Genomic DNA, 25,661 nt, shown 5'->3' with positions numbered 1-25,661 from the left:
TCTATAGATGTCTATTTAAAGTATCGATATAGTGGTCGATATACTTCTCTTTCTCTTTACGTCTATACTGCATGATCCATCTTGGGTGGGGCACCACCTCTATACTTTCAAAACAGTGGTGCTTTTTGTTAAAGGCTTCAAGATACTTGAGGTTTTTGCCAGTTCCAACGCAGATGATCTTTGGTTTGGCCTGAGGAATGGAGATTTGCTGTAAAAGTGTTTGTGTGATGTAAGGCGCCAGACTTGTCTGGGTCTCTTTGTCATCATAGTAGTTATAGTTCTTCCCCTCTTTGAGCAGACCAAGAGGCATCGTGGTGGTAAAAAAGAAATCACCATAGAACTTCTCCACACCGCCATAGGCTTCCATCACTTCGAACATAAAAGCTGCACTCAGTTCTATACGTTTATCAAAACTGTTTGCTATGCCGCATACATGCTCTAAATGATAGGCATCACTGAACCCTACTCCCGTCACACCTGAGCCCAGTCTGCCCGGGTTGATCCCTACAAGATAAGTACGCGGATTTGTATCGTTGTAGTATTTGTTAAAAAAGGTCTTCATCATCTCTCTAGTCTGCGGGTTATCGAAAGGATAGATCACCTCTACCCCTTTGGGAAGGGAGGGTTCTTTTGATAAGGTAAAATAAAAATCCAGTATATGTTCTGCAAATGTCATAATCAATCTCTCTTATTCGGTATCATATTATATTATATTATAAGACTTTTGGATATCAAAGCCTCAATAGGAAAAGAGTTAAATTAGACATTCCAGACTATTATGGTACTATTCGGCAATTTCTTATAAAGGGACTTTCTTGTTTAATCTTCAAAATTATTCTACACAAAATATTAAAAATGATATTCTCTCGGGTGCATTGGTCGCTGTTGCTCTTGTCCCTGAAGCGATAGCATTTTCATTTATTGCAGGTGTCTCTCCCGTGGTCGGGCTTTACGGGGCATTTATCATCGGGCTTATTACTGCGCTTCTTGGGGGTAAACCCGGGATGATCTCCGGTGCTACAGGATCCGTGGCAGTAGTATTTGTAGGGCTGGGCCTCTCTGTAAAGTCTATGTACCCGGATCTAGATACCGAAGCTTTTAGTATGATGGTATTGCACTATATTCTTCTGACTTCCATTATAGCAGGACTGATACAGATAGCGATAGGTGTACTCAAAATGGGTAAGTTTATCCGTCTTGTGCCGCAACCTGCCCTCTTTGGTTTTGTGAATGGTCTTGCTATTGTCATAGCCATGGCACAGCTTCCTTTCCTAGCACCCCAAAATATGGACCAGTACAGTAGCTGGATAGAGATCATCTCCGCGAGTTTCACTGAAAACTATGTAATGTATATCATTGTAGCTGTCACCATGTTAACCATGCACTTCTTACCAAAGTTCAGTAAAGCGGTTCCTGCAGGACTTGTAGCGATCGTTGTACTGACACTGATCACGTACTTCATGCATATCGATACCAAAACGGTTGGTAATCTTGCAGACCTATCAAATGTCTCTATGCCTTCATTTGTCATGCCTCTGAACGAACTATTTACATGGACATCCATGTCGGTGATCCTGCCAACCGCACTGATCGTTGCACTGGTCGGGCTTATAGAGTCTCTACTGACACTCTCTGTACTGGATGAGATGGGTGGAGAACGCGGTTCTGGAAACAAAGAGTGTATCGCCCTTGGTATCGGGAACTCTACTTCGGGACTCTTTGGCGGTATGGCAGGGTGTGCGATGATAGGCCAATCGGTCATCAACTTTACCTCCGGCGGATTGGGTCGTCTTTCCTCTTTCACTGCAGCGGTACTGCTTATCATTCTTGTGGTGAGTTTTTCGCATATTATCGCTGTCATTCCTATAGCGGTACTTGTGGGTATCATGTTCATGGTAAGTATCGGTACTTTTGAGTTCTCTTCAGTTAAACGTCTTAAACATATGCCTCGTTCAGATGCATTTGTGCTCATCGTTGTTACTATCATCACTGTACTTGAAGACCTTGCCGTGGCAGTGATCGCAGGTATCATCATCTCTGCCCTGGTATTTGCCTGGGAACATGCTAAGATCTTTGCACGTACTTCTACCGATGAAGAAGGAAGAAAGATCTACACGCTTGAGGGACCACTCTTTTTTGCTTCGGTCACTTCGTTTAATGAACAGTTTGATGTAGATAATGATCCAGACGTCGTTGTCATAGACTTTAAGGATGCTAGAGTCATGGACAGCTCTGGTGCAGAAGCTATCGATGCATTGACAGATAAATATAAACAAGCGGGTAAAAAACTTACTCTCAGACATCTCTCTAAAGACTGTAAAAAAATGTTAAAAATTGCAGGTCCTTTCTGTACTTATGAGGAAGATGACCCTACATATAAAGTCGCGGCCAATGTATAAATAATCTTACTATATGCCAGCATTTTACATCTCCAATAGGTAGAAAATGCTGGATCTATTTTCTTTCGTTACACACTCTTTCCATACTCTATATACTACTATTATTTCTATGACTCTAGTGTTGACTAAAGGAAAAGGATGTTTTATAAATACTGTCTATTTGTATTGATGATCAGCTCTCTTCTCTGGGGAGAAGAGATAGGTTTGGAGTATAAAGGTATAACAGTAAAATCCATAGATGCAAAAGGGAATAGTGTCCATACTGTTGTAAAACGGGATATTCCAAAAGAGTGCGAAAGCATACCTATTACCAATACGATGCTGTGGACAGGAAACTATGCCAATCCCAAGGTACCCGAAACATGTAAATCTACTTTTGTAAATACTGTTGGCGGTCATATATACCCTATGTATCTGGATACAGAGATCAATACCTACGGAGAACTGGAGGTTTTGGCCTTTATCAAACAGATGCAGACAGATGATTCTATGATGCTCATAGATGTATGTAAAGAAGATTTCTATCATTACCGGACCATCCCCGGTGCGGTCAATATGCCTTTTAATCACTTTAAAGATCCAACAAACCATGTGTTTGAATTTGAACAGCATATGAGGGACCTAGGCGTTTCTGTGAATGAAGAAGATGATAGTCTGGATTTTACACATGCCAAAACGATCACCATATTTTGTAATGGACCCTGGTGCAGTCTGTCTGTAACAGCGATCCTGTCGCTACTTGATATAGGATATCCTGCAGAGAAGATAAACTGGTACCGCGGAGGTATACAGGAGTGGTTGGCAGCAGGGTTGACCGCTACAAGAAAATGATTTTCTAACACCCTACTCTCACGTATCATTACACACACTTTCTACACTTATTATGTTATGGTCATGCAAAAAAGGATGCATGATGTTTTATAAAACGACAATACTCTCACTGCTATTGACTTCCTCTATTATAGCCGGAAATCATGGCTTTGAATATGAGGGGGTTGCTGTAAAAACTGTGGATACGAACGGTAAGATAAAACAGGTTGTTGTAAAACGTGATATTCCTAAAGAGTGTACAAAAGTACCTATTAGCAATACGATGTTATGGACTGGAAACTATGCCAATGCAAAAGTACCTGACGCATGTAAATCCACTTATGTCAGTACCAAAGGCAAACTTCTCCCTATGCATTTACATGAAGATATCGATACCTATGGAGAACTTGAAGTTTTAGCCTTTATAAAAGAGATGCAAGAGAATGACTCAATGATGCTTGTAGACGGACGTAAAGAGGAGTGGTATCATTATCGTACCATTCCGGGGGCAGTCAATATGCCTTTTCATCACTTCAAAGAACGTCAAAGTTATGAATTCGAATTTGAGCATGAAATACAGAGATTAGGTGTAAAGATCAATGAAGATGATACATTTGATTTTACTAAAGCAAAAACTCTGACAGTATTTTGTAATGGCCCATGGTGCAGTCAATCAGTGGCATTGATTATAGCCCTTCTTGATATTGGGTATCCCGCTGAGAAGATCAAGTGGTACCGTGGAGGCATGCAGACATGGCTGGCTGCAGGTATGACCTCCACAAGGGAGTAGACAGCTTTAAAGAAAGAACATTCCTGCAATAAGAAACAAAAAGGGTAGAAGTGCTAACAAAAAGATCTTTTTTTGACTTTTAACTGTTTTAAATATACCCCAGAAAAACAGGAACACACTTAAGACAAAAAGTATGAGAATAATACTGTTCGTCATGTTTATTGATCTAACTCTTCTTTCCCCAGTTTATCAACCATCTTGATACTCTCTAAGGCATTATTGAGTATCTTCTTGGTGGATGTTAGAGGTTTCATATGGAGATTTGTCTGTTTTTTATCGAGACTTTCATCCATGAGTACATCCATGACCTCTTTTTCAAGTTCTTTGATGATCTCATTGATCTTATTTTCTATAAATTCTACATTCATATTATTTAGTATTTTCCTATTTTGCTTTAGGTCTGAAGATTTTTATGACTTCCTCGTTTGCTTCCATAAAGGAGCCCCCGATAAGGTCTATACAGTATGGTACAGCAGGGAAAACAGCATCCAGACATTCACGAATAGACTTTGGTTTTCCTGGTAGATTGATGATGAGTGACCCGTTACAGATACCCGCTGTCTGACGTGAAAGTATCGCTGTTGGGACATACTGTAAGCTTACAGCTCTCATCTGTTCTCCAAAACCCGGAAGCAGCTTCTGGCATACATTTTCAGTCGCTTCAGTGGTTACATCTCTGGGTGCCGGTCCAGTACCTCCGGTGGTAACGATAAGGTCACACTTTTCATCACGTGAAAGCTGTATCAGTGTTGTTTCTATCAGGCTCTGTTCATCGGGTATACATCTGTATTCATACTCACATTCATTGAGCAGGTACTCTTTCATTGTATCCATAATAGCTACACCTGAGATATCTTCATAGATACCTTTTGAAGCTCTATCGCTTGTGGTGACAACACCTATTTTTATCTTATCCATATACTATCCTATTGTTTTATTACGCAGATTATAGCAAAACTCTTTTAATAGAGTTTTTGGTATCCCGTTTAGCACTATTCGATCTTCATCAAGAGGTTATCCAAGTATGTAGTACTTAGGAACCGTTTGAAATATCCTAGAAGATATGTGGCTTTTGTAATATAGTAGCGGGGCTTTGGCCGATCGGCTAAAATGATCTTATGGACTACCGCTGCGACAGAGTCAGCACCCTCTTTGAAGGGTACTTTCTTTTGTGTTCTCTCTTTAAGACTCTGAAGGTACTTCTCTTTGAACACAGAGTGTTCTATATCGACATTTGCTTCAAGTTTTTCTACGGCTGTTTGTCTGAAATGACTTATTATAGGCCCGGTATTAAGAAGTACAGGGTAAATGTCTGTATCTTTAAGTTCCAGTCTAAGCGTATCAGTAAGTCCCTCTATGGCATATTTGCTTGCATTATAGGCCCCACGTCCGAACAGAGAGATGATTCCGAGCACAGAACTGTGCTGAATGATCTTTCCATACCCCTGCTCTCTCATCACGGGTATGATCTGTCTTGTACATTCATGCAATCCAAACACATTGGTTTCAAACTGTTCACGCAGTACAGGAATCGTAATGTCTTCTACAGCCCCAGGCTGCCCGTAGCCTGCATTGTTGAACCAGACATCTATCTTGCCGTCAATTTCGAGTACTTTGTTGATCACTGCTGTTATCTCATCAGGGTGTCTTACATCCAGCTGCATGGCATGTTCAAAACCCAGTGCTTTTAACATCTCTACATCTTTCGGGTCTCTTGCCGTAGGATAGACCTTAATAAATTTGTCTTTGAGATACTTTGCAGTTTCAAGTCCGATACCTGTACTGCATCCTGTAATGACGATGTTGTCCACTATGTTATCCTTCTATATATTTTTCGAGTATTACTGTATCGACATCTTTACCCCGTATGTGCTCTTTGGCAAACTCCACGATCATCCCGTGAAAACGTGCGTAGAGCGTATGCAGTGTCACTTCGCTGCTATACATTCGGGTTATTTTATCAAAGTTTGCTTCGATCCCCTCTTGCATCCATTCCTGCAGCTCCATATAGCTCTCAAAATGGTAGCCACATGCATCAAGAAGTCTGGCTGTATAGCTGTCGACAACAAAGACCTCTCGTCCACATCCATAGCAAAGGATGGAATCCGCACTCTCCATCCCAATCCCTTTTTGTTCAAGCAGCCACTCTCTGGTCACTTCATTTTGAAACCTTTCAAAGGTATGAAAGTCACTGAGAATATTTTGACAAAGCAGTTGAAGCCTCTTGGATTTGGTATTGTAAAAACCACTGGGTTTGATACGTGTGGCGATCTGCTCGACATGGGCTTGACTTAATGCCTCCATTGAGATCAACCCACCCTCTTTTAAATTGGCCAAAGACGCTTCTACTTTCTCCCATTTTGTCTGCTGGGTCAGGATCGCACCGATGATGACTTCAAAGGTACCACTGTGCGGCCACCAGAGTGGATCTCTAGCTGTTTTGAGATAGCCCATATTTTTAAGGGCACGCAGCAGATCGTAACTACTTTGCAAAAGAAACCTTTATCTCTTTGTATTGTGCTGTCGGAGATACTCTTTCAAGATAGCACTATGGTCAAAGACCAGTTGATCTATCGGTATCTCTTCCAATGCAAAAACTTTTGCTGTTTTCGCATCATCCCCGCCTTTGGGCTGCCCCTGGGCCTGTGCTACAAACACAACGCTCGCCGTATGAAACCTCGGATCACGCTTCGGATCAGAATAGACACCAAGCAGTCTGCTTATCTCTACCTCCAGGTTTGTCTCCTCTTGCATCTCCCTTACCAAAGCCTCTTCCACACGCTCACCCACATCCACAAAACCGCCAGGCAGTGCCAGGCCTTTAGGCTCATTTTTACGCTCGATAAGTACGATACCCTTGAATCTCTCTTCTTCATACAACTCGATGATGCCGTCTGTGGTAAGGTAAGGTGTCTTGGGTGTAAAAGGCATGAAGTCTCTCCTTTGTATCATCTATGTCTATAGAAAAGCTTTATAAAGTTTTACCCACTTCATCCGTTAAGTGAGAATAGTTAGGAGCATTTTAACTAAAAATGTCTATAAATCCACTATTTTTACTGTGCCGAAACAATGAAGTCACATAATGATCTGCTGTGTGACAGCTCGATGGAGAAATGAAATTATGATATAATTGATTAGCTTGTAGTAAAAGAAAGTAGGTATCAAAACGCTACGATCTGCATGGTTACTTTTTACCGTGGGTATCGGGTGTCTATCTCTTTCAGGTTTTCATGTATTCAAGGGATCGGTATTTGAACTATGACAGAATATATACTCCTCACATTGGCACTTGTCAGCTTTTTTGGTATATTGAGCCAGTGGCTCTCTTGGTACATTAAACTGCCATCGATCATTTTTCTGCTTCTCTTTGGTATAGTGATTGGACCGGTGGCAGGCTTGTTTGATCCCGATACAGTGTTGGGTGAACTTCTTTTTCCTTTTGTCTCGATGGGGGTTGCTGTTATCCTGTTCGAAGGTGGATTGACACTTCGTTTTCATGAGATCAAAGGTTTGACCAGACCACTTTACATGCTTCTGACACTTGGTTTGTTAGTCACATGGACCATAGTTGCTCTAGCCACACACTTATTGGTAGGACTCTCCTGGGAACTCTCTATACTTTTTGGTGCATTAATGACGGTAACCGGACCAACGGTCATTAAGCCACTGCTGAAAACGGTACGCCCTCATGCTGATATTGCCAACTTCCTCCACTGGGAAGGTGTGATATTGGATGTAGCCGTAGCTATACTGATCGTTCTTGTCTATAAAACGATCACCCTGCAGCATTCCGGAGCGATGATCCCACTTTCTCTGGCTTCCATCATTGCTACGGGTATCATCAATGGTACGGCAGGTGCTTTTCTTCTTTCATTTCTATTACGTCGATACTTTCTCCCACACTTTCTACACCATGTATTTACTTTAACCCTGGTATTGGTGATCTTTGCCCTCTCCAATGCGATAGCGCATGAGTCAGGGTTGTTAGCAGTAACACTCATGGGTATGATATTATCAAATATTAAAAGTGTGGACATAGAAGAGATACTCTTTTTTAAAGAGAGTTTGAGTCTTTTACTTATCTCTGTATTGTTCATCATCCTCTCTGCACGTCTGGACCTTTCAGCTCTGCTTGAGATAGGCTGGTCGGCACTGGGGCTGCTGGGGATCATCCTCTTTGTTGCGCGTCCCCTCTCCGTGATGGTATCAACACTCTTTTCAGACCTTACACTGCGTGCCAGAATTTTCTTGAGCTGGATCGCTCCGAGAGGCATCATCGCTGCTGCGGTTTCTGCACTCTTTGCTATACGTCTGGAGGAATTTGGATATACGGAAGCAAAACTTCTGGTACCACTTACATTCATGGTAATTATTGGTACGATTTTGTTACAGGGGTTGAGCGCAAGACCACTGGCAAAATGGTTGAACCTACAGGAAGCTGAGCCCGAGGGAATGCTTATCCTTGGAGCCAACAGAGTCTCTCGTGAAATCGCCAGGTCACTGAAGGCACAGGGATTTACTGTAAAGTTGGCAGATACGGATTGGGAAAATGTCAACCATGCAAGAATGGAAGGTTTTGATACCTATTACGGACGGGTCATATCCGATCATGCCGACCGTAATATGGAACTGGCAGGTATAGGGGGTCTCTTGGCCATAAGCCCCCATGCTACGCTGAACGCTTTGGCATCTGTGCGGTTCAAGTCTGAGTTTGGTGTCGAAAATATCTATTATCTTCAGAATGCTGAGGGTAAGAAACTTGAGAAGAGCAAAGCATCACACTCTACGATCGTCGGGCGTCAACTTTTTACCGAAGATGTGACATTTACCAAACTCTCATCTCTGCTACACGGTGACGGTGAGATCAAGACAACGACCCTCTCAGAGAAGTTCGATATAGAGGCCTATAAAAAAGCACATGAGAGTAAGGTTATTCCGTTATACTTAATAGATACGGATGGAAAATTACATTTCTTTACCACCGACCATGAGCTCAAGCCAAAAGAAGGATGGAAAATCACAAGTTTGATATACAAGCGTAAGGAAAACAATGAAAAAAGAGATACCCAATAAATTTCAGCAAGGCTTTGTACTCCTGCTTCTCTTTATAGCTCTGATGGGCTTTATCGGGATGATTCATGAATTTTTGATCGCACTGATACTTGCTGCGATCTTTGCAGGGCTGCTTTATCCTTTTTACCGCAAACTCTTTTATCATTTAAAAAAAAGATCATCATTGGCGGCAGTTACTACACTGATCATTGCTGCGTTGACTTTCGGTTTGCCTCTCGCTGCTTTCACAGGTATGGTCACCGGTGAGGCCATAGAGATCACTAAAAAGGCTCGTCCCTTAGTACAAGAGGTCTTGGACAATAATCTCTCATTGGGTGAACAGATACCCGAATGGCTGCCTTTTAAAGAGAAACTTGAACCTTTTCATGAGACCATTGTCAAGAAAGCCTCTGAAGCAACCAATGCAATGGGAAGCTGGTTGGTTTCAAGTCTCTCCAGTGCTACGAAAGGTACAGTCGGTTTTTTTATTAGTCTGTTCATTATGTTTTATGCGATGTTCCATTTTTTGATACATGGACCGCAACTGCTTCGTACTCTTTCTGCTTTACTCCCTCTTTCCGAAGAGGATAGGAGTGAAGTGATGAGCCGAGGATTGATGGTGACCAGGGCATCCCTGAAAGGTATTATCATTGTAGGAGTCGTCGAGGGGATACTGGTCGGCCTTAGTTTATGGATGGCCGGGATCGAAGGTTCAGCATTTTGGGGGAGTGTTGTGTTTCTTCTTGCTGCTATTCCCGGATTGGGTGCATCGTTGATCTGGTTGCCTGCAGCACTATATCTACTATTTACAGGCAGTACCGGATGGGGTATCGCTCTTGTGGTTTGGGGCGTGTTGGTTGTTGGAATGGTTGATAATATTCTGCGTCCATGGATCGTTGGAAATGATGCAAAACTGCCCGACCTGGTGATACTCATATCGATCCTTGGAGGCATTATCTCCTTTGGTCCTTTGGGCATCATCATTGGTCCGGTGATAGCGGCTCTTTTGGATACGATTTTAAACATTTACAAAAAGACGTTTCAACATCTGTTGCCTTCCTGATATAAGGCATATAAAATCATGTATAAGGCTGTATGATCATGATAAAGCGGTTATTTTTACAGATAGTACTGGGGATATTCATATCATCCCTGCTCTTTGCCGACAGTAAACAGATAAAAAAGGATAGTGATATGCAAAAAGATAAAAAAACTGTCTCCTTGGTCCTTGGCAGCGGAGGAGCCAGAGGATATGCGCACATCGGTGTCATTGAAACGCTTGAAGAGAAGGGGTATACGATCAAATCTATTTCAGGATCCTCTATGGGCGCATTGATAGGAGGAGTGTATGCGGCAGGAAAACTGGATGCATACAAAGAGTGGGTACTCTCTCTGGATTTTATAGATACGCTCAAACTGCTTGATATCTCACTTGCGCATGGAAGTATAGTGAATATAGACTCCGTATATCAGAAAATAGAACAGATGATTGGTGACCTGACAATAGAAGAGCTGCCTATCACCTATATGGCCGTAGCATCAGATATCAAAAATCGTAAAAAAATATGGTTCAAGAAAGGAAAGCTTATCGATGCCATAAGAGCTTCTATTGCCATACCTACTGTATTTAGACCGGTCATTGAAAACGATATGATCCTTGTAGACGGAGGTGTATTGGACCCCTTGCCTATAGCCTCAGTATCATCGGATAAGACAGATCTTACGATTGCCGTGAACCTCAATGCAAATATAGAAAACTCCTATCACATAGAGAGACCTGAAAAAGAAGGAAAAGCAGAAAATACATTGTACAAAAAGACTATACAGCTGGTAGATAAAGCCAAGGAGTCCATAGGTAAGGATAGCTCTAAAGAAAAGCCTCCGATAGATATACTTTATATACTCAATAAAAGTTTAGATGCCACACAAAGTCTTATAGTTGAAAATACCCTCAAGGAACATCAACCTGATCTAATGATTGAGATACCTAGAGATGCTTGTGAATCTTATGAGTTTGACAAAGCCTATGAGATGATAGAGATAGGGAAAAGAGCCACACAAGAAAGTTTAAAAACGATGAGATAACATGTCTACACCTTTTAGAATCTGTTCGCATTGCTTAATGAGCGTGTATTGTGAAGCTACCGCTACGGCTGCCTCTGTCTTATCCTGTTTCCAGTTCTCAACAAGCGCACGAACAATAGTTTTCCCTAATGCTTCTTGGAACTCTTCTTTGTTTTCAAAGTCCGGAACTAATTCCCCTACTGTCTGATCTATGAATTCCAAAGGTCCGCCGGCAGCAGTGCCGATAGCCGGGGTTCCACAAGCTAGACACTCTAACAAGACAAGCCCAAAGGCCTCGAATTTTGTAGGAAAAACTCCGATGTCAGCAATGTTATAGAGGTCTGCAAGTACCGTTTGAGGTTGAGGACCTATAAAAAATACATTGGTAAGACCAAGTTTGAGTGCCATATCCTGATATCGCTTCTGCTCCTCAATCGGACCAGAACCGGCTATGAGCGTAGCCACCCGAAGCTCAGGTATCTTCTCATAGTCAACTGCCGCATGAAGCAAGCAATCAATACGCTTGATATCGGCAAATTTGCCTACAAAAAGCACTACCCTGTCAAAACCAGTCGGGATTTTAGCAGATTTCTCAATACTTCCCTCGTATGGTTTGGTAGTGAAACGTGCAAGGACTTCATTGCGTTCAAGCGTATCGTCTACTCTAAAAATACCAGGGTTTATGCCGTTAGGTGTAACAAAGACTTTCTGTGGGTCAAAATCTTTAAATATCGACAAAAAGCGTTCTTTTTGGGAATTTGAAATCACAAAGACACCATTGACGGCATCGAACACACCCTCTTTGATCCAGCGCGGATAAAATCGCTGTGGATATTCGGGGTCATCACCTGCAATCTCATTATCAAACATAAGCAATGCTGTACCATGTACAAAGGTTACCAAAGGTACAACGGATCGACCTTGTGCAATACGGGCGCGATTGACATCACCCATGACCATCGGATTGAGGAATGAGTGATGAGCGATAAACAGATCGAAGGGCTTTCCATGTATCTCCTCTACTTCGTCAATGTACGTGGTAACGAAGTCGCGTAGCCTAGTTCTGTATGCTTCAAATTCTTCCTCGCTCATGCTGTGCCAACGGTAGGATGAGACGGGCGATACGGATTCACAGATGGGAATATCATGCTCAAGTTCGAAGACACGAACATCGTCTCTATCAAGCTGCTGTACACGAGATGGAAAGACACTGTAGCATGCAACACCAGGCATAGTGTTGTAGGTGTCATGATGCTGTTCATGCAGAATACCGCTACCTGGAGCAAACTCCTGACTTGATTGCCAATTATTTGTGCCGAGTTGAAAAATGAGGCGCTGTATTGCATCAGCCATTGTTATGTTTCCCCTCCATATTTAAAAATCGTGCTTTATTATCTGACTATTTATTAGAAAATTCTATTTTAATATATTAATTTTTATTTCATATTTACAGTATACAGGAAAAGGCTCTCTATTGTAAAAAGTATGACCATTTGAGATTTTTTTAGGGTATTTTGTGTAAAAACAATACAAATAGAAAATAATTATTTAGGCTTTATCGGTTGGATGTAGAACTGGTCATGCAGCACATCATCTGCAAAGTGCTATAAAAGTGTAGAAACTACTTTTACAAGGTTACTAAGATGAATAACACCTTTGGATTTATAAGGTTTGATTTTTTAATATATGACCCACGCGCTTCATGAAATATGTGGTGGTCAATGGTTTGAAGAACTCAAACACTTTTTGTGCATCTATGATCTTGTCATTCTCTCCCAAGAAAACTTCGATCGTAGTACCCCTATCAAGTAGTTCTTGTATCTTATTTTTCTCCCAAGTGTAACTAAGAAGTGATTCAAGCTCCTCTTTGGTCCCCACGTTCAAATACTCTGAAAGATTCAAGCTTGAGGGATAAGCCGCATTGGAGAGGAACTGTTTGACATATGCCTCTTGTCCTGCTTCAAAGTAACGCAACTGGGTACGGATAAAGCTTGGTTTTTCTGTTTGGAAAAAGGCCGGAGAGAGTAGTATAAGTCTGTCTATACGCTCTTTAGTATGATATACATACTCAAATGCCTGTTGCGCTCCGTAGGAAAAACCTGCAACACAATACTCACTCTGTATCAGATAGGGAGTAAAAAGTTCTTTTTCATTTTGAAGCGAAAATCCATTAAAGTATTTCATGAGAATCCTCTCTTGTCTAAAAGATCTTACGTAAGATCACTCGGCACTCTTCAGGCGTGATATTTTCGTGTGCCAAGAGGAAAGCAGTGACCTCACTCAGCGCTTGATCCAGCGTGTTTAAAAGTTTTGTGATCTCCGAAACAGATTCACGTAAAAGTTCCTCTTCTTGTTGCGTGGTTACGATGAAGTTGTCACTCATGACATACTCGTAGACCACTTTTCTAACGATCTCTTTTGCCTGAGCAATATCAGCACTTGCATTGGTGAATTGTTCATTATAGTGTATCTTTGTGGCGATACTGCCTGCGAGATAGACTTTGATACGTGCAAGAAGCTGGCTTTTGGAGAGTATCTCATGCTCCTGGTTTACAAGCCTTGTGTTCACGATACCTATTTTCTCATATTCAACATCCAGCCAGGTAGCGGTAACTGCTTTAGCTGCTTGATAAACGGCTTGAATTTCTCTCTCCTCTTCAGTAAAAGAGAGTATTTTCCGTTTTCCCAGTAAGACTTTCTCTTTGACGGCTTCAAAATCTGAAGTTTCGACAACACTGCGTCCTTCTCTCATCGCAAAGATAGCAGCTTCATTAGTCAGTGTATCCAATGCAGCAGAGTTAAAACCGACGGTCATACGTGCAATAAGGTTGATGTCCACGTTGTTTGGTTTGTGTACAAGATAGAGCTCAAGTGTTTTGGCCCTGTCTTCCAGATCAGGCAGTGATATATGTATACGTCTATCAAAACGCCCTGCCCTCAGCAGTGCCTCATCGAGCATCTCTATTTTATTGGTAGCACCAATGACGATTACACCGGAACTTTCTTCAAATCCATCCATTTCCGTGAGAAGCTGATTGAGGGTGGCCTCTCTCTCATCATTTCTGAATTCGCCGCGGCTTTTTCCTACAGCATCGATCTCGTCAATAAAAACAATACTCGGTGCCATCTGTTTTGCTTTTTTAAAGAGCTCAGAGACTCTTTTTGCACCCATTCCTACATAGATATGTACAAAAGAAGCACCACTTTGATAAAAGAAAGGGACATTCGCTTCACCTGCAACGGCTTTTGAAATAAGCGTTTTCCCTACACCGGGAGGACCTACCAGGAGCACACCTTTGGGTAAACGAATGTCGAGGTCACGATATTTTTGTGGAGCTTTGAGAAAATCGATGATCTCTTCAAGCTCCTCTTTCACATCTTTGATCCCTGCGACATCTGCAAAAGTAACATTTGAGGTGAGTGCCTGTACAGGATCATTTACAGGTGTATCATCGGTTTTGGAAGCTGCCCTTATATGTTTGAGCTGTTGCAGTCTGTTCTGTCTCATCAATCTATATAAAAAACCAAATGCTGCAATGATGATAAGAAAAGAAAGAAGATCATAGATATCACTGTTGTCTTGACGTACTTCAACAGGGTATTTGGTAAAAAAAGCTGTTTTATTGACGGCATCTTTGTAGATCTTATAGTTTCCTGTGGCTGTCTTGAAACGTATAAAATCGCCATCTATAATGACTTTTTGAATCTTGTTTTCAGTGTAGAGCGCATTAGCCTGATCATGGGTAATGAGTGTATCTGTATCTCTAAGGATGGCAAATGAAAGCAGTAGGATCAAGAGTGCAAATAATCCCACAATAATTTTGATATTCGAAGGATTCAATGATGATGCATTAAACTTTGGCTTTATTGCCTTCATTGCCTACCTCCACATCATTTAGCAGGACCCAGTTTGCACTGAGGTCTTCATCACTTGTTACAGATACTTTATTGAAATATTGGTCAAATCCCTGATAGACACCATCTTTACCACTCTCAAGCAATACTTCAAGGTTTTGTGTATGTTCCCGTCTGAAAGTAAAGTTCTTAGCTTTGATAATATTTGTAAGTTCACGATGACGCTCTTTGGCAATGTTACCTTTGACTTCGGGTTTCATAGTTGCAGAAGGGGTATTGTCCCGCTTAGAGTAGGAGAAAGCGTGCACATGGGTCAAAGGTAACTCTTTCACTCTGGAGATCGCCTCAGCCCACTCTTGTTCATCTTCACCGGGATGTCCCACAATGAAGTCTGTTCCTAAAGCATACCCCTGGTCTGCAATTTTTCTGAAAAGTGCCAGGTCGCTCTTAAACTCATTTCTTCTGTTCATCAGTTTGAGCATTTTATCGCTGGTGTGCTGCAGGGCAATGTGCATATGTTTTGCCATCCAGGGTTCATTAAGCAGTTCCAGGAATTCATCAGTAATCTGTATAGGCTCCATACTTCCGATGCGTATACGTCGAACACCGCGGATCATACTCATCTTTTTAAGCAGTTTGGCCATAGATGTGTTGTGGTCCTGACCGTAACTTCCTACATTGGTTCCTGTAAGGATGAATTCTCCAAACCCATTGGCTGCAAGTTTGTTGATCTGCTCTAAAATAGTCTCTTCTTTATGTGAACGTGCATCACCGCGTACGGCAGGAATGATACAGTAGGAACATCTAAAGTCACACCCCTCCTGGATCTTGATAAAAGCACGGCTCTTACCCACAAATTCTTCAACAATGGTCGAATCGATATGCTCAAGATCACCGATCTGATAAAACGGTTTTTCATTTTTAAGTACAGCATTGATATTCTCTTTCTCTGAGTGACCGATAACACCGAATACTTTTTTGTCTTCAAACAATGATTCACCTTTGGAGTGTGATCCACAGCCTGCCAGTATGACCTTTGCATCTGGGTTTTTACGTTGCATCGATGAGATATAGTTACGTACAGAAGAGTCTGCACCGTTGGTCACGGTACAGGAGTTCACAACGATGATATCAGAGCTCAGTTCATCGTCTGTCAGTTCGTAATCTTTCAGTTTTGACATCATGACCTGTGTATCAAACTGGTTCGTACGACATCCGAAGGTTTTAAAATAGACTTTTTGCATCATTAAAGTCCTTGAGGAGGATTGATAGTATCTAACCCTATTTCAGGTCTAGGTACATTTTTATCCACATAGATAGATTGTGTAGGGAATGCCAGTTGGATCTTCTCTTCTTCTTGAATACGTGCGATGATCTCCACGGAAATAGTACTTCTAAGTGTCATGGTCGCATAGGAGTTCGTGAGATACCATGCCGATATCTTTAAACCATAAGGTTCGATATGCACAAAGATCCTAGGTTCAACATTGGTGTTTCTCATACCATACTTGCTTCTAAGCTTGTTGAGCTGCTTTCTTGTGATCTCTGTATACCCTTTAGAGTATTTCTTGGTGATCTCTTTGGCAATATGCGTAGCCTTATTGGCATCAGAATCAAAAGTAATGACAAAGTCTATCCCATCCCATACCGTTTTGAGTCCGGAGTGAGAATAATTCGCAATCATATCAGTAAATATGAAGTTGTTTGGAATGAAGATCATTCGCCCTGCTCTTCGGTTGGTCATATACGATGTGAGGTTAACATCTTCATGCATGGTCATACGAAGCATGGAGATATCGACGATATCCCCTACATACTCCACACCTTCACGTACAAAACGGACCCTGTCACCTACATGAATAGCCCCTCCCAATACGATGGTCGCCCACCCCATAAGAGACATGAACCAGTCTTTCATCGCAATAGCAATACCTGCTGAGGCAAAACCAAGGATCGTGACCAGATAACTTACGTTTTCTATATAGGCAAGAAGTAAGGTTAAGATCAAAATACTGACAAAAGAGATATTGAGTGCTTTATTTATCGCATAAAAGCGTTCATCTTCTGACATATACTTTTTAACGAAGTGTTTAATAAAGAACAAAAGGAAAATAAAGAAAAGGATGATCCCTCCGATCATCATCGTTCTTTGTATCTCTCTTTGAATATCATTTTTGAGCTTGAGCTCGATCTCATCAATTTTTTTACTATAGACATTCTTGGTGGTTTTAAATATTTCCAGTACAGGAATAAATGTTTTGATTTGATCTATCGTGTCTTGCTGTTCATTGATGAACACTATGTTCAGCGGGTCCAACTTTAAAAGTTTTTTAAGAAGGAGCTGTTTTTGTTTAAACTTTTCAACGATGTGATAAAGAGATTCATATCGGTTGTTGTACTCTTCCATGTCTGATTGGAGCTTTTCTCTGTAAGAAACTGCCGAGATAAGAGCAAAAGGACTATCTACTTTAGGTACAGCAGCAATCTCAGGTGGCGTAAGGAACTTTTTAAATGGGTCTTTTTCATACTCTCTTAGAAGTTGAAGTTTGCCAAGAAGTGTTATCTTAGTATCTTGAGCAGTTTGATATTCCTCTTTTTGAGCTTGGGTTTTACGTTTTATTTTTTCCAAGCGATCGATCGTTTCATCCAGTATGATCTGTTGTTTTTCCAATTCTTTGTAGGTATGGTAGTTGCTATAGATCTTTGACCAGATATTATTTTCACTCAGTTCTTTTTCGAGCGTCTCTTTTTGCACAAGCAGCTGATTTATCCTCTGCATATCCAAAGGAAGTTTTTCTGTTTTATTAGCCTCTATGATCGTCTCAGCAGTACTATTCTGCTCTAAAGCAGGTTCAGCAAATGCAGGAACAAAAGAAAAAAGAGAAAAAGCTATAAGAATGTTTTTAAAACTCATTTATTTTCTCCAAAGCTGCGAAGCACTTTTTTCACGACACTTTCATCAATATCGGATGCCATTTTATAGTTACCCATTCCATTGGGAAAGATGAATTTGATACTCCCCTTCGCACTTTTTTTGTCTAAAAAGAAATGCTCATAAAAGTCATCTACATCTTTGATCACATACTCAGTAGGTAAAGAAGCCTTTTCTAGAAGTGTTTTGACCGCTTCGGCCTCCTCTTGGGTAAACAGACCTAGCTCCACTGCCAAAGCGTTGGCCATGACCATACCTATAGCGACTGCTTCGCCATGGAGGTAGGTAGTATAGTTTGTTTCATTTTCAACGACATGTCCAAACGTGTGTCCGTAGTTAAGCACCGCTCGTATGCCTGCCTCTTTTTCATCTTGATTGACCACCCATGCTTTTAGTTCTACACTCTTTTTGATCACCTCTTTGAGTGTTTCAGTGTTACTGAAATCCGACTTTTGCAAAAATTCAAAATAGGATTTATCGAACATGACAGCCATTTTGACTATCTCAGCGATACCTGCGGCAAACTCTCTCGGGGGCAGTGTTTGTAAAAATGCAGGGTCTATATAGACAGCTTTAGGTTGATAAAACGCACCAATGAGATTTTTCCCATATTTGTTATTGACCCCTGTTTTACCTCCTACACTGGCATCCACTTGACTTAGCAGTGTGGTAGGTATCTGTATAAAGTCTATCCCTCTTTGATAAATGCTTGCAGTAAACCCTGTCATGTCCCCTATCACACCACCGCCAAAGGCGATCAGCAGGGATTTTCTATCGAGCTTATGTTCAAAACACTCATTCAGTATATTTTCAACGGTTTCCAGGGTCTTATACCCCTCCCCATCAGGGATCGTAACCACATTGAGCTTTGTGGCATGAATGTGAGAAAGAAGTGTTTCAAGATGGTACCCTGCAACTGTCGGGTTCGTTACTACCACAACATTGGTGTCAAAAGTAAGTTGGGGTAATGCATCAATAGTAATGTCATAAGTGATGTTTTGAGTATGAGCTAATTCGATAGGGACGATCATATTAGTAAAACCTTGCGCGTTATTATTGGCTCTATTTTATCTTATTTGTGATTAAGTATCGTTTTAAAGGCTTTTATGCCCCATAGAGCCTCTATTATGACATTGCAAAAGGAACAAGCAGTTTAGGATGTTTGTTGGTCGTAAGAAGAAAGTCCTGTATCCTGTTGGAAATAATTTTTCTAAGACTGTTGGTATTGAGATCTTTTTCAAAAGGTGCGACCTGGAGTATATCTTCCATGTTTGAAAGTTCACGTATCGGATTGGCGACTTTCTGTTCGATATTCACCTCCATGTTAAAGAGATGTGCCAGTGTCTCATAATGATCTATGATCATCTTCTTACTCTCAAAATCACCTTCAGGGTTAAAGTCACCCAATGTGAGTCCTAACCCCAGTGTCTCCGATATATCGAAAGCTGTAGATGAAATAGATTCCATTTTTTCATTTTCACTCATTAATACGACAGAGTTTTTGATGTTATACAGCAGTTTGTCACCAAAAAGGAAGACCAGCTTTTTTAGATCATAGAGTGTCTCTTTAAGGTTATCTGCCTCAAATGCAGGGATAGTGTTCATCACAAGCCCTATGTCAAATTCATGTATGTCATTTTTGATGAGGAATGTAGCATTTTCATTTTCATACGATATAGAGATGGTTACACGTTCTGATTCCAAAGTCTTGAGTTCTTCGATCAAATCAAAATCATTGGGGTATAAAATACGTACAAAGAGTGCTTTATCTTCCAGTTTTTCTATAAGATATATACTTTGTTTAAGGCAAAGCAGTGCCTCTTTCTTATCATGTCTCAGATCTAGGATAAGGTAGATGTTTTTACCAAATGGTTCAGGGAAAAGACCTATTCTTTTATTGATCGTCTTATATACACCATTGAGTACGATCGGTTGCCCCAGGATCAGTAAGGTATCGTTTGGACGAATCATAGTGGTGTCTTCCGGAAGGATGAGCTTTTCATCTCTATAAAGAGCAGAGATCTTCCATTTTTGTTGCAGGATCGATCCTATATGTCTATAAGCGTATGAACTTCCGAAAGGTACATGGACTTCCATAATCTCTCCCTGGCCAAGCCCGACATTCTGTGCGACCAAAGGTACATTGGGAAGTTGATCATAAAGATGGGCTGCGATCAGTTTATCACTGTGAACGATGGTGATGTTCTCATGGTCCTTCCCTATCTTATGGTCATCCCATTGGTTTACAAGCGTGATACGTATCTTGGGCTTGATCATGGCTATATTTTTTAGTACATACCGGGCATCCTCTAGGTCTTCCATTACCACAAAAAGATTTGAGAACTTCGTCTCATGCATAATACGATTCAATTTAGAAAAACTTGTAGGGTCAGCATCAATGATCGTAATGTTTTGGCCTATTTTCTCCGGTATGGTATGCTCTTTATGGCATGTGACATAATATTGGTTCTCAGCAACCCTGTTTTTACTGACCCATTCGATAAAATTTTTGGCAATACTGCCACTAGCTAAAATAAGTATATTTTTGATGAGGATCCTTTATATCATTTACTTATAAGAAAAAGGTATGTAGTGACTTCTCGTACGTATCATACAGGGATCATATGAAGCGTCACTTTTGTCTTATTTTGTAAAATATAGATATACTTCCGTAATAATTTTTGAGGGATATTATAACACAATGGAATTTCAGATAGATAAAACAGATGGCAAAGCGAGAGCCTGTACGATAAAAACAGCCCATTCTACGATACAAACACCGGTATTTATGCCTGTAGGTACGGTAGGTGCTGTCAAAGCACTTGATGCAACGGATCTTGCTACATTCATCAAGCCCGAGATCATCCTGGGGAACACCTATCATTTATACATGCGTCCGGGGGATGAAACGATCAAGACCATGGGAAAACTGCACGGATTTACGAAGTATCCAAAAAGCTTTCTGACGGACAGTGGCGGGTTCCAGGCTTTTTCACTTTCAGACAATGTGAAGATAGATGAGGATGGTATCCATTTTAGAAGTCACCTTGATGGAAGCAAACACTACTTTACACCTAAAAAAGTGATAGATATCCAACATAACCTGGGATCGGACATTATGATGATACTGGATGATCTTGTCGCCCTTCCCGCTACTCAGGAACGTATCAAGGCAAGTATCGAGCGTACTACGCGTTGGGCGCAGGAATCCATAGACTACTTCAGGGCCAAACAGTCAGAAGGCATCGGTCTGGACCAAAACATTTTTGCCATTATACAGGGTGGTACCGACAAGGCGTTTCGTGAGAAGTCGGCTAAAGAACTCTGTGCGATGGATTATGACGGGTTTGCCATTGGCGGTCTTAGCGTAGGAGAAGCAAATCAAGATATGTATGACACAGTAGAGTGGACCACGCAGTTCATGCCCGAAGAGAAACCGCGTTATCTTATGGGAGTAGGAACTCCCGAAGACCTCGTAGAGAACGTTGCACGTGGCGTGGACATGTTTGACTGTGTAATGCCTACGAGGAATGCACGTAACGGAACACTCTTTACAAGTTTCGGTAAAGTCAATATCAAAAAGGCTGAATACACGACGGATGATTCCCCTATCGACCCTGAATGTGGGTGTATGGTCTGTCAAACCTACTCAAGGTCCTATCTGCGCCACCTCTTCCGTGCAAGGGAGATCACTTATTTCAGACTCGCGACGATTCATAATCTCTACTACTATCTTAACTTGATGAGACAAATGAGAGAGGCGATACAAGAACAAAGGTTTGATGCATTTAAAGCAGAGTTCTATGAAAAAAGGAAGTAATATTTAGCACATTTAAGACAAATAAAGAGCAGTGTAATATTAAATACTATGATCGCCTATATGGGACTTTTGCAGAGGGGGTCTCTTTGGATGTATGCTCTAAATGCGTATCCTGATCATCAAAAAATATATCAGCCCCGAACGCTTTAACAACTTCTCTTTTTTGTACGCCGCCTTGGAAAAAGGCTTCATCTACACGTACACCCCACCCCTCTAATGTACCTAACACTCTTTCATGTGTAGAGAAATTTCTTGCAGTCACCAGGGCTGTACGGATAGGTGATCCTTCCATAGGGAACTTGTCCTGTATCTCTGATATTGTTTTAAGAAACTTGAAAAACGGTCCTTGACTTAACGGATTTTTGGCATTTTCACGTTCGTGTTCGATGAACGCTTCCAAACCTTTTTCCTGATAGATCCTTTCACTTTCATCCCCAAACAGGACTGCATCTCCATCGAAAGCTATTTTTACCATATCACTCTCCTCAGAGGTGATAGGCGTATGCGGAAGTATGGTCGCAGCAGCCACACCCGAGTTGACTGCCTCCTCAACATCCGGAGAGTGTACAGAAAGAAATAAGTCTACCTTAAACGCTTCAAGGTACCTGCTTACAGGCGTGCCTGCCGTCCATCCGGTACGTTCGATATCCAGCTTGTAGTGTTCAATGGAGCGTCCTATACGCAAGCCTGTCGCTGCGTTATTACGAGAAAGGATGATCACTTCTATCAGTTTGTTATCAAATTTTTTGTTAATGGCAAGCAGATTCTGTACAAATTTGAATGCAGAACCTTTGGATAAAGGATCATCCAAATGAGACAGCTGATAGTTATAATATGCTTCTAATCCATCTTTGTCAAAAATGCTGTTTTCTTCTTCAAGGCTAAATAGTGCACGGGATGAGATAGCAATTACAAGTTTGTTCTGAAGATCATAAGCCATAGCTTTCCTTTTATTGTTTGCTGTATTGTAGTCAATTTTACTTTAGGTGTCAGAGTGAAGAGTTTACCAAATAAAACCTATGCTAGAATTCTTTTACTAAATCAAAGGTCAAAAATGGAAACATTATTTGTATACGGTACGCTGATGCCAAATTGTCCCAATGGCCATGTACTGGAAAATATCACAGGTAAGTTTGTCCCCGCAACGGTTCGAGGAAATCTTATAGGTGCAGGGTGGTCGGCCTCTATGGGGTATCCGGGCATCAAACTCGACCCAGATGGCGATACAGTGCATGGATATCTGTTCTACTCACGAAATCTTGATGAGCATTGGGAGTATCTCGATGAATTTGAAGGAGAGGAGTTTGTGCGCACGGCTGTGAGTGTTGAGAGATATGATGAACTCGATGTCGATACTTTTATCTACGTCCTCAAGGAAGAGAAAGAACATTTAGAAGAGTAAAAAAGTATCTTTTGTTATAATAAAAATATACAACCATTAAAGGAAGAGAAATGAGTTTTGGAAATATCGTTTTACTGATCATTGTAGCAGTAGCTGCTTATCTTGTTGTCATCTATAACAGGTTCATATCCCTACGTACTGGTATAGATGCAGCATGGTCCGATATCGATGTGCAATTAAAGCGTCGCTATGATCTAATCCCTGCACTGGTAGATACGGTCAAAGGATATAAGGATTATGAAGCAGAGACTCTTGAAAAAGTGATACAGGCACGCCAACAGGGTTTGGATGCAGGAAGCATAGATGAAAAGGCTGCTGCAGCCAATATGATCTCAGGGGCCCTGGGCAAACTCTTTGCACTGGCTGAAGCCTACCCTGATCTTAAAGCAAATACGACATTTATAAAACTGCAAAATGAGTTATCAGGTATCGAAGATGCTCTGCAAAATGCAAGACGCTACTATAATGCCATCGTCAGAGATTATAACTACAGACTTGACTCCTTTCCTGATCTTTATATAGCCAGAAAGTTTAACTTTACCGCTCGTGAATATTTTGAGCTGGATGAGAGTGAAGCCGAAGCTGCAAAAAAGATGCCTAAAATAAACTTTTAACTTTATGAAAAAACTACTCATCCTCACCCTCCTCTTTTTGGGGTTGAATGCCTCTGTTTACGCTGAAAAGATCTCAAACTATAAGATAGATATTACGGTAGAACAGAGTGGTGAACTCTCTATCGTAGAGTCTATCACCTATGATTTTGAAGGTCAAAGAAAGCACGGGATCTTCCGTGATATACCTTACACCATCAAAAGAAATAACCTTATAAAAGATCTGGGGCTCTATCACTTTTCTGTACAGCTTGATGGGGGTATCGTAGAGTGGCAGCAGTCCACACTTGCTTCTGCGCAGGCAGGAGATGTCATCCGTTTGAAAATAGGTTCAGCACATACCTATATCACGGGAAAACACCATTATAAGATCGCTTACCGTGTGAAAAAAGGTGTACTTCCTGCTGCGCAAGATGAAGAAGATGATGCCATACGCTGGAATATCATAGGTACGGGATGGCAGATCCCTGTTATAAACATTGAAGCAAATTTTTTCTTGCCCTCATCTCTCAGTCAGTATGACATTGCACTCTCAACATACACAGGCCGTTACGGATCTAAGCGTTCTTCAGCTACGAGTATATGGATAGATCCAAGACAACTGCAAGTGAAAGTAGCTAGGCTTAATCCTTATGAAGGTGCAACGGTTGAGCTGGCATATCCGGCTGATATTTTAGATCAAAATGGTCTGGAGAATGTCAAAGCCACTTTTATGGAGTGGTTTTTGGGCCATTTTCATTGGGCTGCATTGGTCGGTTTTTTGCTCTATTTTTATCATAGCTACACTAAGAATAGAGGATTTGTCGACAAGCGGTCCATCGCAGTGCAATATGAACCTCCCAAAGGGTTAAGTCTGTTGGAATCAGGACTTGTTCTGGACAAGTTCACTGACAATAAAGATTTTGCAGCAGCAGTGCTTGAACTGGCACATTTGGGGTATCTGGAGATTGACCAAAGAGAGAAGAAACTTGATCCTATTTTAACACGTAAAGAGAGGAATACTTCAAATTTAAGAATGGACCAAAAGTATCTGCTTGAACAGGTACTTTTTAAAGGGAAAAACAGTTTTGTGCTCACTTCGGGTTCCGAAGAAAAAGCATCGGCCCTGCAGAAAGGGTTCAAATATATCAATGATAACCTTTACACTTGGTCGGTGGCTGATGGATATATGGTTGAAAATCCACAAAGGGTACGCAGAAACTTTTTAGCCAAGAGTGTTGTGTTTTTACTTCCTGTTGTGGGATTGGTACTTTACAACCTCTATCTGAAGTTTGGAGAAGAGGTGATCTTTCTTCTTATCTTTCCTCTTGTCTTTGGCGGTGTCGGTCTTAATGTTATGGCGTTGAATAGAAACTGGTTCTCTAAAATAACAGGTCTTATTTTTGCTACAGCAGGCATGATACCTTTTCTTGCCATACAGAAAGAAGGCATCCATCTAAATGATCTTATTGTTGGTCCGATAGGTGTTCTGATCGTACTGGTGGCAGCTTTAGTTTTGTCCTATAGAAAAATAGGTAAGTTTACACAAAAAGGAGCCTATGCATCCAAACATCTATTGGGTTTAAAAGAGTTTATTAAACGGGTAAAACAAGATGAGATAAAAAGACGTTTAACAATGGATCCACTTTACCTGGAAAAGATGTTGCCCTATGCCGTTCTCTTTGATGAAGCGGACCATTGGCTCTCCTTCTATAATATTTTGCATGTAAATCCACCCTATTGGTATCATGGAGATGTGTCAGGTTTGGGTCGATTCTCCTCTTCTCTCAGTGCTGCATCTACACTTCCATCAAAAAGTGCTAATGGCGGCAGCGGTTTCTCCGGTGGTGGTGGCTTCTCAGGAGGTGGCGGTGGAGGTGGAGGTGGAGGCTCATGGTAGCCTCTCCCCTGCCTGATGCTTACATGATAAATATGACAATATGACAT

24 protein-coding genes are annotated in these 25,661 nt (G+C 41.2%); 10 read left to right on the top strand and 14 right to left on the bottom strand.

All coding sequences use genetic code 11. The annotated features are described in order from the left end of the window. Position 1: 1 nt before the first annotated feature. On the bottom strand, positions 2-676 hold the full coding sequence (locus MN086_RS05140; RefSeq protein ID WP_248576988.1) for a uracil-DNA glycosylase family protein: 675 nt from the start codon (positions 674-676) through the stop codon (positions 2-4). Between the two features lie 139 nt (positions 677-815). Between MN086_RS05140 and MN086_RS05135 the strand changes: the two genes are divergently transcribed. The 3 genes from MN086_RS05135 (at position 816) to MN086_RS05125 (ending at position 3,999) form a co-directional block, all read left to right on the top strand. Beyond that, positions 816-2,399 (top strand): SulP family inorganic anion transporter, encoded by a 1,584-nt coding sequence (locus MN086_RS05135; RefSeq protein ID WP_248576987.1) that lies wholly within the window; start codon positions 816-818, stop codon positions 2,397-2,399. Positions 2,400-2,537: 138 nt separating this feature from the next. Beyond that, positions 2,538-3,230, top strand: coding sequence for a rhodanese-like domain-containing protein (locus tag MN086_RS05130; protein ID WP_248576986.1), 693 nt, complete (start codon positions 2,538-2,540; stop codon positions 3,228-3,230). Between the two features lie 82 nt (positions 3,231-3,312). Continuing rightward, positions 3,313-3,999 (top strand): rhodanese-like domain-containing protein, encoded by a 687-nt coding sequence (locus tag MN086_RS05125; protein WP_248576985.1) that lies wholly within the window; start codon positions 3,313-3,315, stop codon positions 3,997-3,999. 158 nt (positions 4,000-4,157) lie between these two features. Here the strand turns inward: MN086_RS05125 and MN086_RS05120 are convergent, their stop codons facing one another. The 5 genes from MN086_RS05120 to MN086_RS05100 form a co-directional block, all read right to left on the bottom strand. After that, complete coding sequence (locus MN086_RS05120; RefSeq protein ID WP_248576984.1) at positions 4,158-4,367, bottom strand: hypothetical protein; 210 nt, start codon at positions 4,365-4,367, stop codon at positions 4,158-4,160. Between the two features lie 16 nt (positions 4,368-4,383). Next, entirely contained in the window at positions 4,384-4,917 is a 534-nt protein-coding gene (gene mog, locus MN086_RS05115; RefSeq protein WP_248576983.1) for a molybdopterin adenylyltransferase, read from the bottom strand. A gap of 74 nt (positions 4,918-4,991) precedes the next feature. Continuing rightward, positions 4,992-5,810, bottom strand: a complete 819-nt coding sequence (locus MN086_RS05110) for an SDR family NAD(P)-dependent oxidoreductase (RefSeq protein WP_248576982.1) — start codon at positions 5,808-5,810, stop codon at positions 4,992-4,994. A 4-nt stretch (positions 5,811-5,814) separates the two neighbouring features. Next, on the bottom strand, positions 5,815-6,492 hold the full coding sequence (locus MN086_RS05105) for a 3-methyladenine DNA glycosylase (RefSeq protein ID WP_248576981.1): 678 nt from the start codon (positions 6,490-6,492) through the stop codon (positions 5,815-5,817). Between the two features lie 9 nt (positions 6,493-6,501). Further along, complete coding sequence (locus tag MN086_RS05100) at positions 6,502-6,930, bottom strand: NUDIX hydrolase (protein ID WP_248576980.1); 429 nt, start codon at positions 6,928-6,930, stop codon at positions 6,502-6,504. A gap of 327 nt (positions 6,931-7,257) precedes the next feature. Between MN086_RS05100 and MN086_RS05095 the strand changes: the two genes are divergently transcribed. From MN086_RS05095 to MN086_RS05085, 3 genes are read left to right on the top strand one after another with little or no spacing between them, the layout of a single operon-like run. After that, positions 7,258-9,072 (top strand): sodium:proton antiporter, encoded by a 1,815-nt coding sequence (locus tag MN086_RS05095; RefSeq protein WP_248576979.1) that lies wholly within the window; start codon positions 7,258-7,260, stop codon positions 9,070-9,072. After that, positions 9,050-10,114 (top strand): AI-2E family transporter, encoded by a 1,065-nt coding sequence (locus MN086_RS05090; protein ID WP_248576978.1) that lies wholly within the window; start codon positions 9,050-9,052, stop codon positions 10,112-10,114. Before MN086_RS05095 ends, MN086_RS05090 begins: the two co-directional genes overlap by 23 nt. A 38-nt stretch (positions 10,115-10,152) precedes the next feature. After that, the gene (locus MN086_RS05085) at positions 10,153-11,136 is read left to right on the top strand and encodes a patatin-like phospholipase family protein (RefSeq protein ID WP_248576977.1); all 984 of its coding nucleotides are present in this window, start codon (positions 10,153-10,155) and stop codon (positions 11,134-11,136) included. Here MN086_RS05085 and MN086_RS05080 read toward each other — a convergent pair. The 7 genes from MN086_RS05080 to MN086_RS05050 all read right to left on the bottom strand — a co-directional run bounded on the left by MN086_RS05080 (position 11,119) and on the right by MN086_RS05050 (position 20,260). Then, positions 11,119-12,468, bottom strand: a complete 1,350-nt coding sequence (locus MN086_RS05080; protein ID WP_248576976.1) for a glycosyltransferase — start codon at positions 12,466-12,468, stop codon at positions 11,119-11,121. The genes MN086_RS05085 and MN086_RS05080 overlap by 18 nt on opposite strands. A 309-nt stretch (positions 12,469-12,777) precedes the next feature. Then, on the bottom strand, positions 12,778-13,299 hold the full coding sequence (bioV, locus tag MN086_RS05075) for a pimelyl-ACP methyl ester esterase BioV (RefSeq protein ID WP_248576975.1): 522 nt from the start codon (positions 13,297-13,299) through the stop codon (positions 12,778-12,780). 16 nt (positions 13,300-13,315) lie between these two features. After that, positions 13,316-14,992 carry an AAA family ATPase gene (locus MN086_RS05070; RefSeq protein WP_248576974.1) on the bottom strand — a complete coding sequence of 559 codons (1,677 nt, stop codon included), beginning with the start codon at positions 14,990-14,992 and terminating at the stop codon, positions 13,316-13,318. Further along, positions 14,967-16,214, bottom strand: a complete 1,248-nt coding sequence (gene mtaB / locus MN086_RS05065; RefSeq protein ID WP_248577084.1) for a tRNA (N(6)-L-threonylcarbamoyladenosine(37)-C(2))-methylthiotransferase MtaB — start codon at positions 16,212-16,214, stop codon at positions 14,967-14,969. Before mtaB ends, MN086_RS05070 begins: the two co-directional genes overlap by 26 nt. A gap of 2 nt (positions 16,215-16,216) precedes the next feature. Further along, positions 16,217-17,884, bottom strand: coding sequence for a mechanosensitive ion channel domain-containing protein (locus tag MN086_RS05060; protein WP_248576973.1), 1,668 nt, complete (start codon positions 17,882-17,884; stop codon positions 16,217-16,219). Then, a complete protein-coding gene (gene aroB / locus MN086_RS05055) occupies positions 17,881-18,933 on the bottom strand; it encodes a 3-dehydroquinate synthase (protein ID WP_248576972.1) in 1,053 nt (350 codons plus the stop codon). Before aroB ends, MN086_RS05060 begins: the two co-directional genes overlap by 4 nt. Positions 18,934-19,027: 94 nt before the next feature. Then, on the bottom strand, positions 19,028-20,260 hold the full coding sequence (locus tag MN086_RS05050; RefSeq protein WP_248576971.1) for a COG3400 family protein: 1,233 nt from the start codon (positions 20,258-20,260) through the stop codon (positions 19,028-19,030). A gap of 343 nt (positions 20,261-20,603) precedes the next feature. Here MN086_RS05050 and tgt point away from each other — a divergent pair, with 343 nt between their 5' ends. Continuing rightward, a complete protein-coding gene (tgt, locus tag MN086_RS05045) occupies positions 20,604-21,722 on the top strand; it encodes a tRNA guanosine(34) transglycosylase Tgt (protein ID WP_248576970.1) in 1,119 nt (372 codons plus the stop codon). Positions 21,723-21,768: 46 nt separating this feature from the next. Here the strand turns inward: tgt and MN086_RS05040 are convergent, their stop codons facing one another. Further along, positions 21,769-22,662, bottom strand: a complete 894-nt coding sequence (locus MN086_RS05040) for a 5'-nucleotidase (RefSeq protein WP_248576969.1) — start codon at positions 22,660-22,662, stop codon at positions 21,769-21,771. A 114-nt stretch (positions 22,663-22,776) separates the two neighbouring features. On the opposite strand from MN086_RS05040, the gene MN086_RS05035 reads away from it, so the two are divergent. From MN086_RS05035 to MN086_RS05025, 3 genes are read left to right on the top strand one after another with little or no spacing between them, the layout of a single operon-like run. Continuing rightward, positions 22,777-23,124: a gamma-glutamylcyclotransferase family protein gene (locus MN086_RS05035; RefSeq protein WP_248576968.1), complete on the top strand. Its 348-nt coding sequence runs from the start codon at positions 22,777-22,779 to the stop codon at positions 23,122-23,124. Between the two features lie 50 nt (positions 23,125-23,174). Continuing rightward, positions 23,175-23,738 carry a LemA family protein gene (locus MN086_RS05030; protein ID WP_248576967.1) on the top strand — a complete coding sequence of 188 codons (564 nt, stop codon included), beginning with the start codon at positions 23,175-23,177 and terminating at the stop codon, positions 23,736-23,738. A 4-nt stretch (positions 23,739-23,742) separates the two neighbouring features. Continuing rightward, a complete protein-coding gene (locus tag MN086_RS05025; protein ID WP_248576966.1) occupies positions 23,743-25,614 on the top strand; it encodes a DUF2207 domain-containing protein in 1,872 nt (623 codons plus the stop codon). Positions 25,615-25,661 lie beyond the last annotated feature (47 nt).

The sequence above is a fragment of the Sulfurovum sp. XGS-02 genome, assembly GCF_023213175.1.
Classification (GTDB): Bacteria; Campylobacterota; Campylobacteria; order Campylobacterales; family Sulfurovaceae; genus Sulfurovum.
This window is presented reverse-complemented; position numbering and strand designations above follow the sequence as displayed.

Excerpts from the sequence above, each read along its gene's own strand:
- MN086_RS05090 (WP_248576978.1), top strand. The coding sequence starts at position 9,050 with ATGAAAAAAGAGATACCCAATAAATTTCAGCAAGGCTTTGTACTCCTG.
- MN086_RS05125 (WP_248576985.1), top strand. The coding sequence starts at position 3,313 with ATGTTTTATAAAACGACAATACTCTCACTGCTATTGACTTCCTCTATT.
- mog (WP_248576983.1), bottom strand. The coding sequence starts at position 4,917 with ATGGATAAGATAAAAATAGGTGTTGTCACCACAAGCGATAGAGCTTCA.
- MN086_RS05060 (WP_248576973.1), bottom strand. The coding sequence starts at position 17,884 with ATGAGTTTTAAAAACATTCTTATAGCTTTTTCTCTTTTTTCTTTTGTT.
- MN086_RS05070 (WP_248576974.1), bottom strand. The coding sequence starts at position 14,992 with ATGAAGGCAATAAAGCCAAAGTTTAATGCATCATCATTGAATCCTTCG.
- MN086_RS05120 (WP_248576984.1), bottom strand. The coding sequence starts at position 4,367 with ATGAATGTAGAATTTATAGAAAATAAGATCAATGAGATCATCAAAGAA.
- MN086_RS05140 (WP_248576988.1), bottom strand. The coding sequence starts at position 676 with ATGACATTTGCAGAACATATACTGGATTTTTATTTTACCTTATCAAAA.
- bioV (WP_248576975.1), bottom strand. The coding sequence starts at position 13,299 with ATGAAATACTTTAATGGATTTTCGCTTCAAAATGAAAAAGAACTTTTT.
- MN086_RS05130 (WP_248576986.1), top strand. The coding sequence starts at position 2,538 with ATGTTTTATAAATACTGTCTATTTGTATTGATGATCAGCTCTCTTCTC.
- MN086_RS05085 (WP_248576977.1), top strand. The coding sequence starts at position 10,153 with ATGATAAAGCGGTTATTTTTACAGATAGTACTGGGGATATTCATATCA.
- MN086_RS05040 (WP_248576969.1), bottom strand. The coding sequence starts at position 22,662 with ATGGCTTATGATCTTCAGAACAAACTTGTAATTGCTATCTCATCCCGT.
- MN086_RS05095 (WP_248576979.1), top strand. The coding sequence starts at position 7,258 with ATGACAGAATATATACTCCTCACATTGGCACTTGTCAGCTTTTTTGGT.
- MN086_RS05030 (WP_248576967.1), top strand. The coding sequence starts at position 23,175 with ATGAGTTTTGGAAATATCGTTTTACTGATCATTGTAGCAGTAGCTGCT.
- mtaB (WP_248577084.1), bottom strand. The coding sequence starts at position 16,214 with ATGCAAAAAGTCTATTTTAAAACCTTCGGATGTCGTACGAACCAGTTT.
- MN086_RS05080 (WP_248576976.1), bottom strand. The coding sequence starts at position 12,468 with ATGGCTGATGCAATACAGCGCCTCATTTTTCAACTCGGCACAAATAAT.
- aroB (WP_248576972.1), bottom strand. The coding sequence starts at position 18,933 with ATGATCGTCCCTATCGAATTAGCTCATACTCAAAACATCACTTATGAC.
- tgt (WP_248576970.1), top strand. The coding sequence starts at position 20,604 with ATGGAATTTCAGATAGATAAAACAGATGGCAAAGCGAGAGCCTGTACG.
- MN086_RS05100 (WP_248576980.1), bottom strand. The coding sequence starts at position 6,930 with ATGCCTTTTACACCCAAGACACCTTACCTTACCACAGACGGCATCATC.
- MN086_RS05035 (WP_248576968.1), top strand. The coding sequence starts at position 22,777 with ATGGAAACATTATTTGTATACGGTACGCTGATGCCAAATTGTCCCAAT.
- MN086_RS05025 (WP_248576966.1), top strand. The coding sequence starts at position 23,743 with ATGAAAAAACTACTCATCCTCACCCTCCTCTTTTTGGGGTTGAATGCC.
- MN086_RS05050 (WP_248576971.1), bottom strand. The coding sequence starts at position 20,260 with ATGCATGAGACGAAGTTCTCAAATCTTTTTGTGGTAATGGAAGACCTA.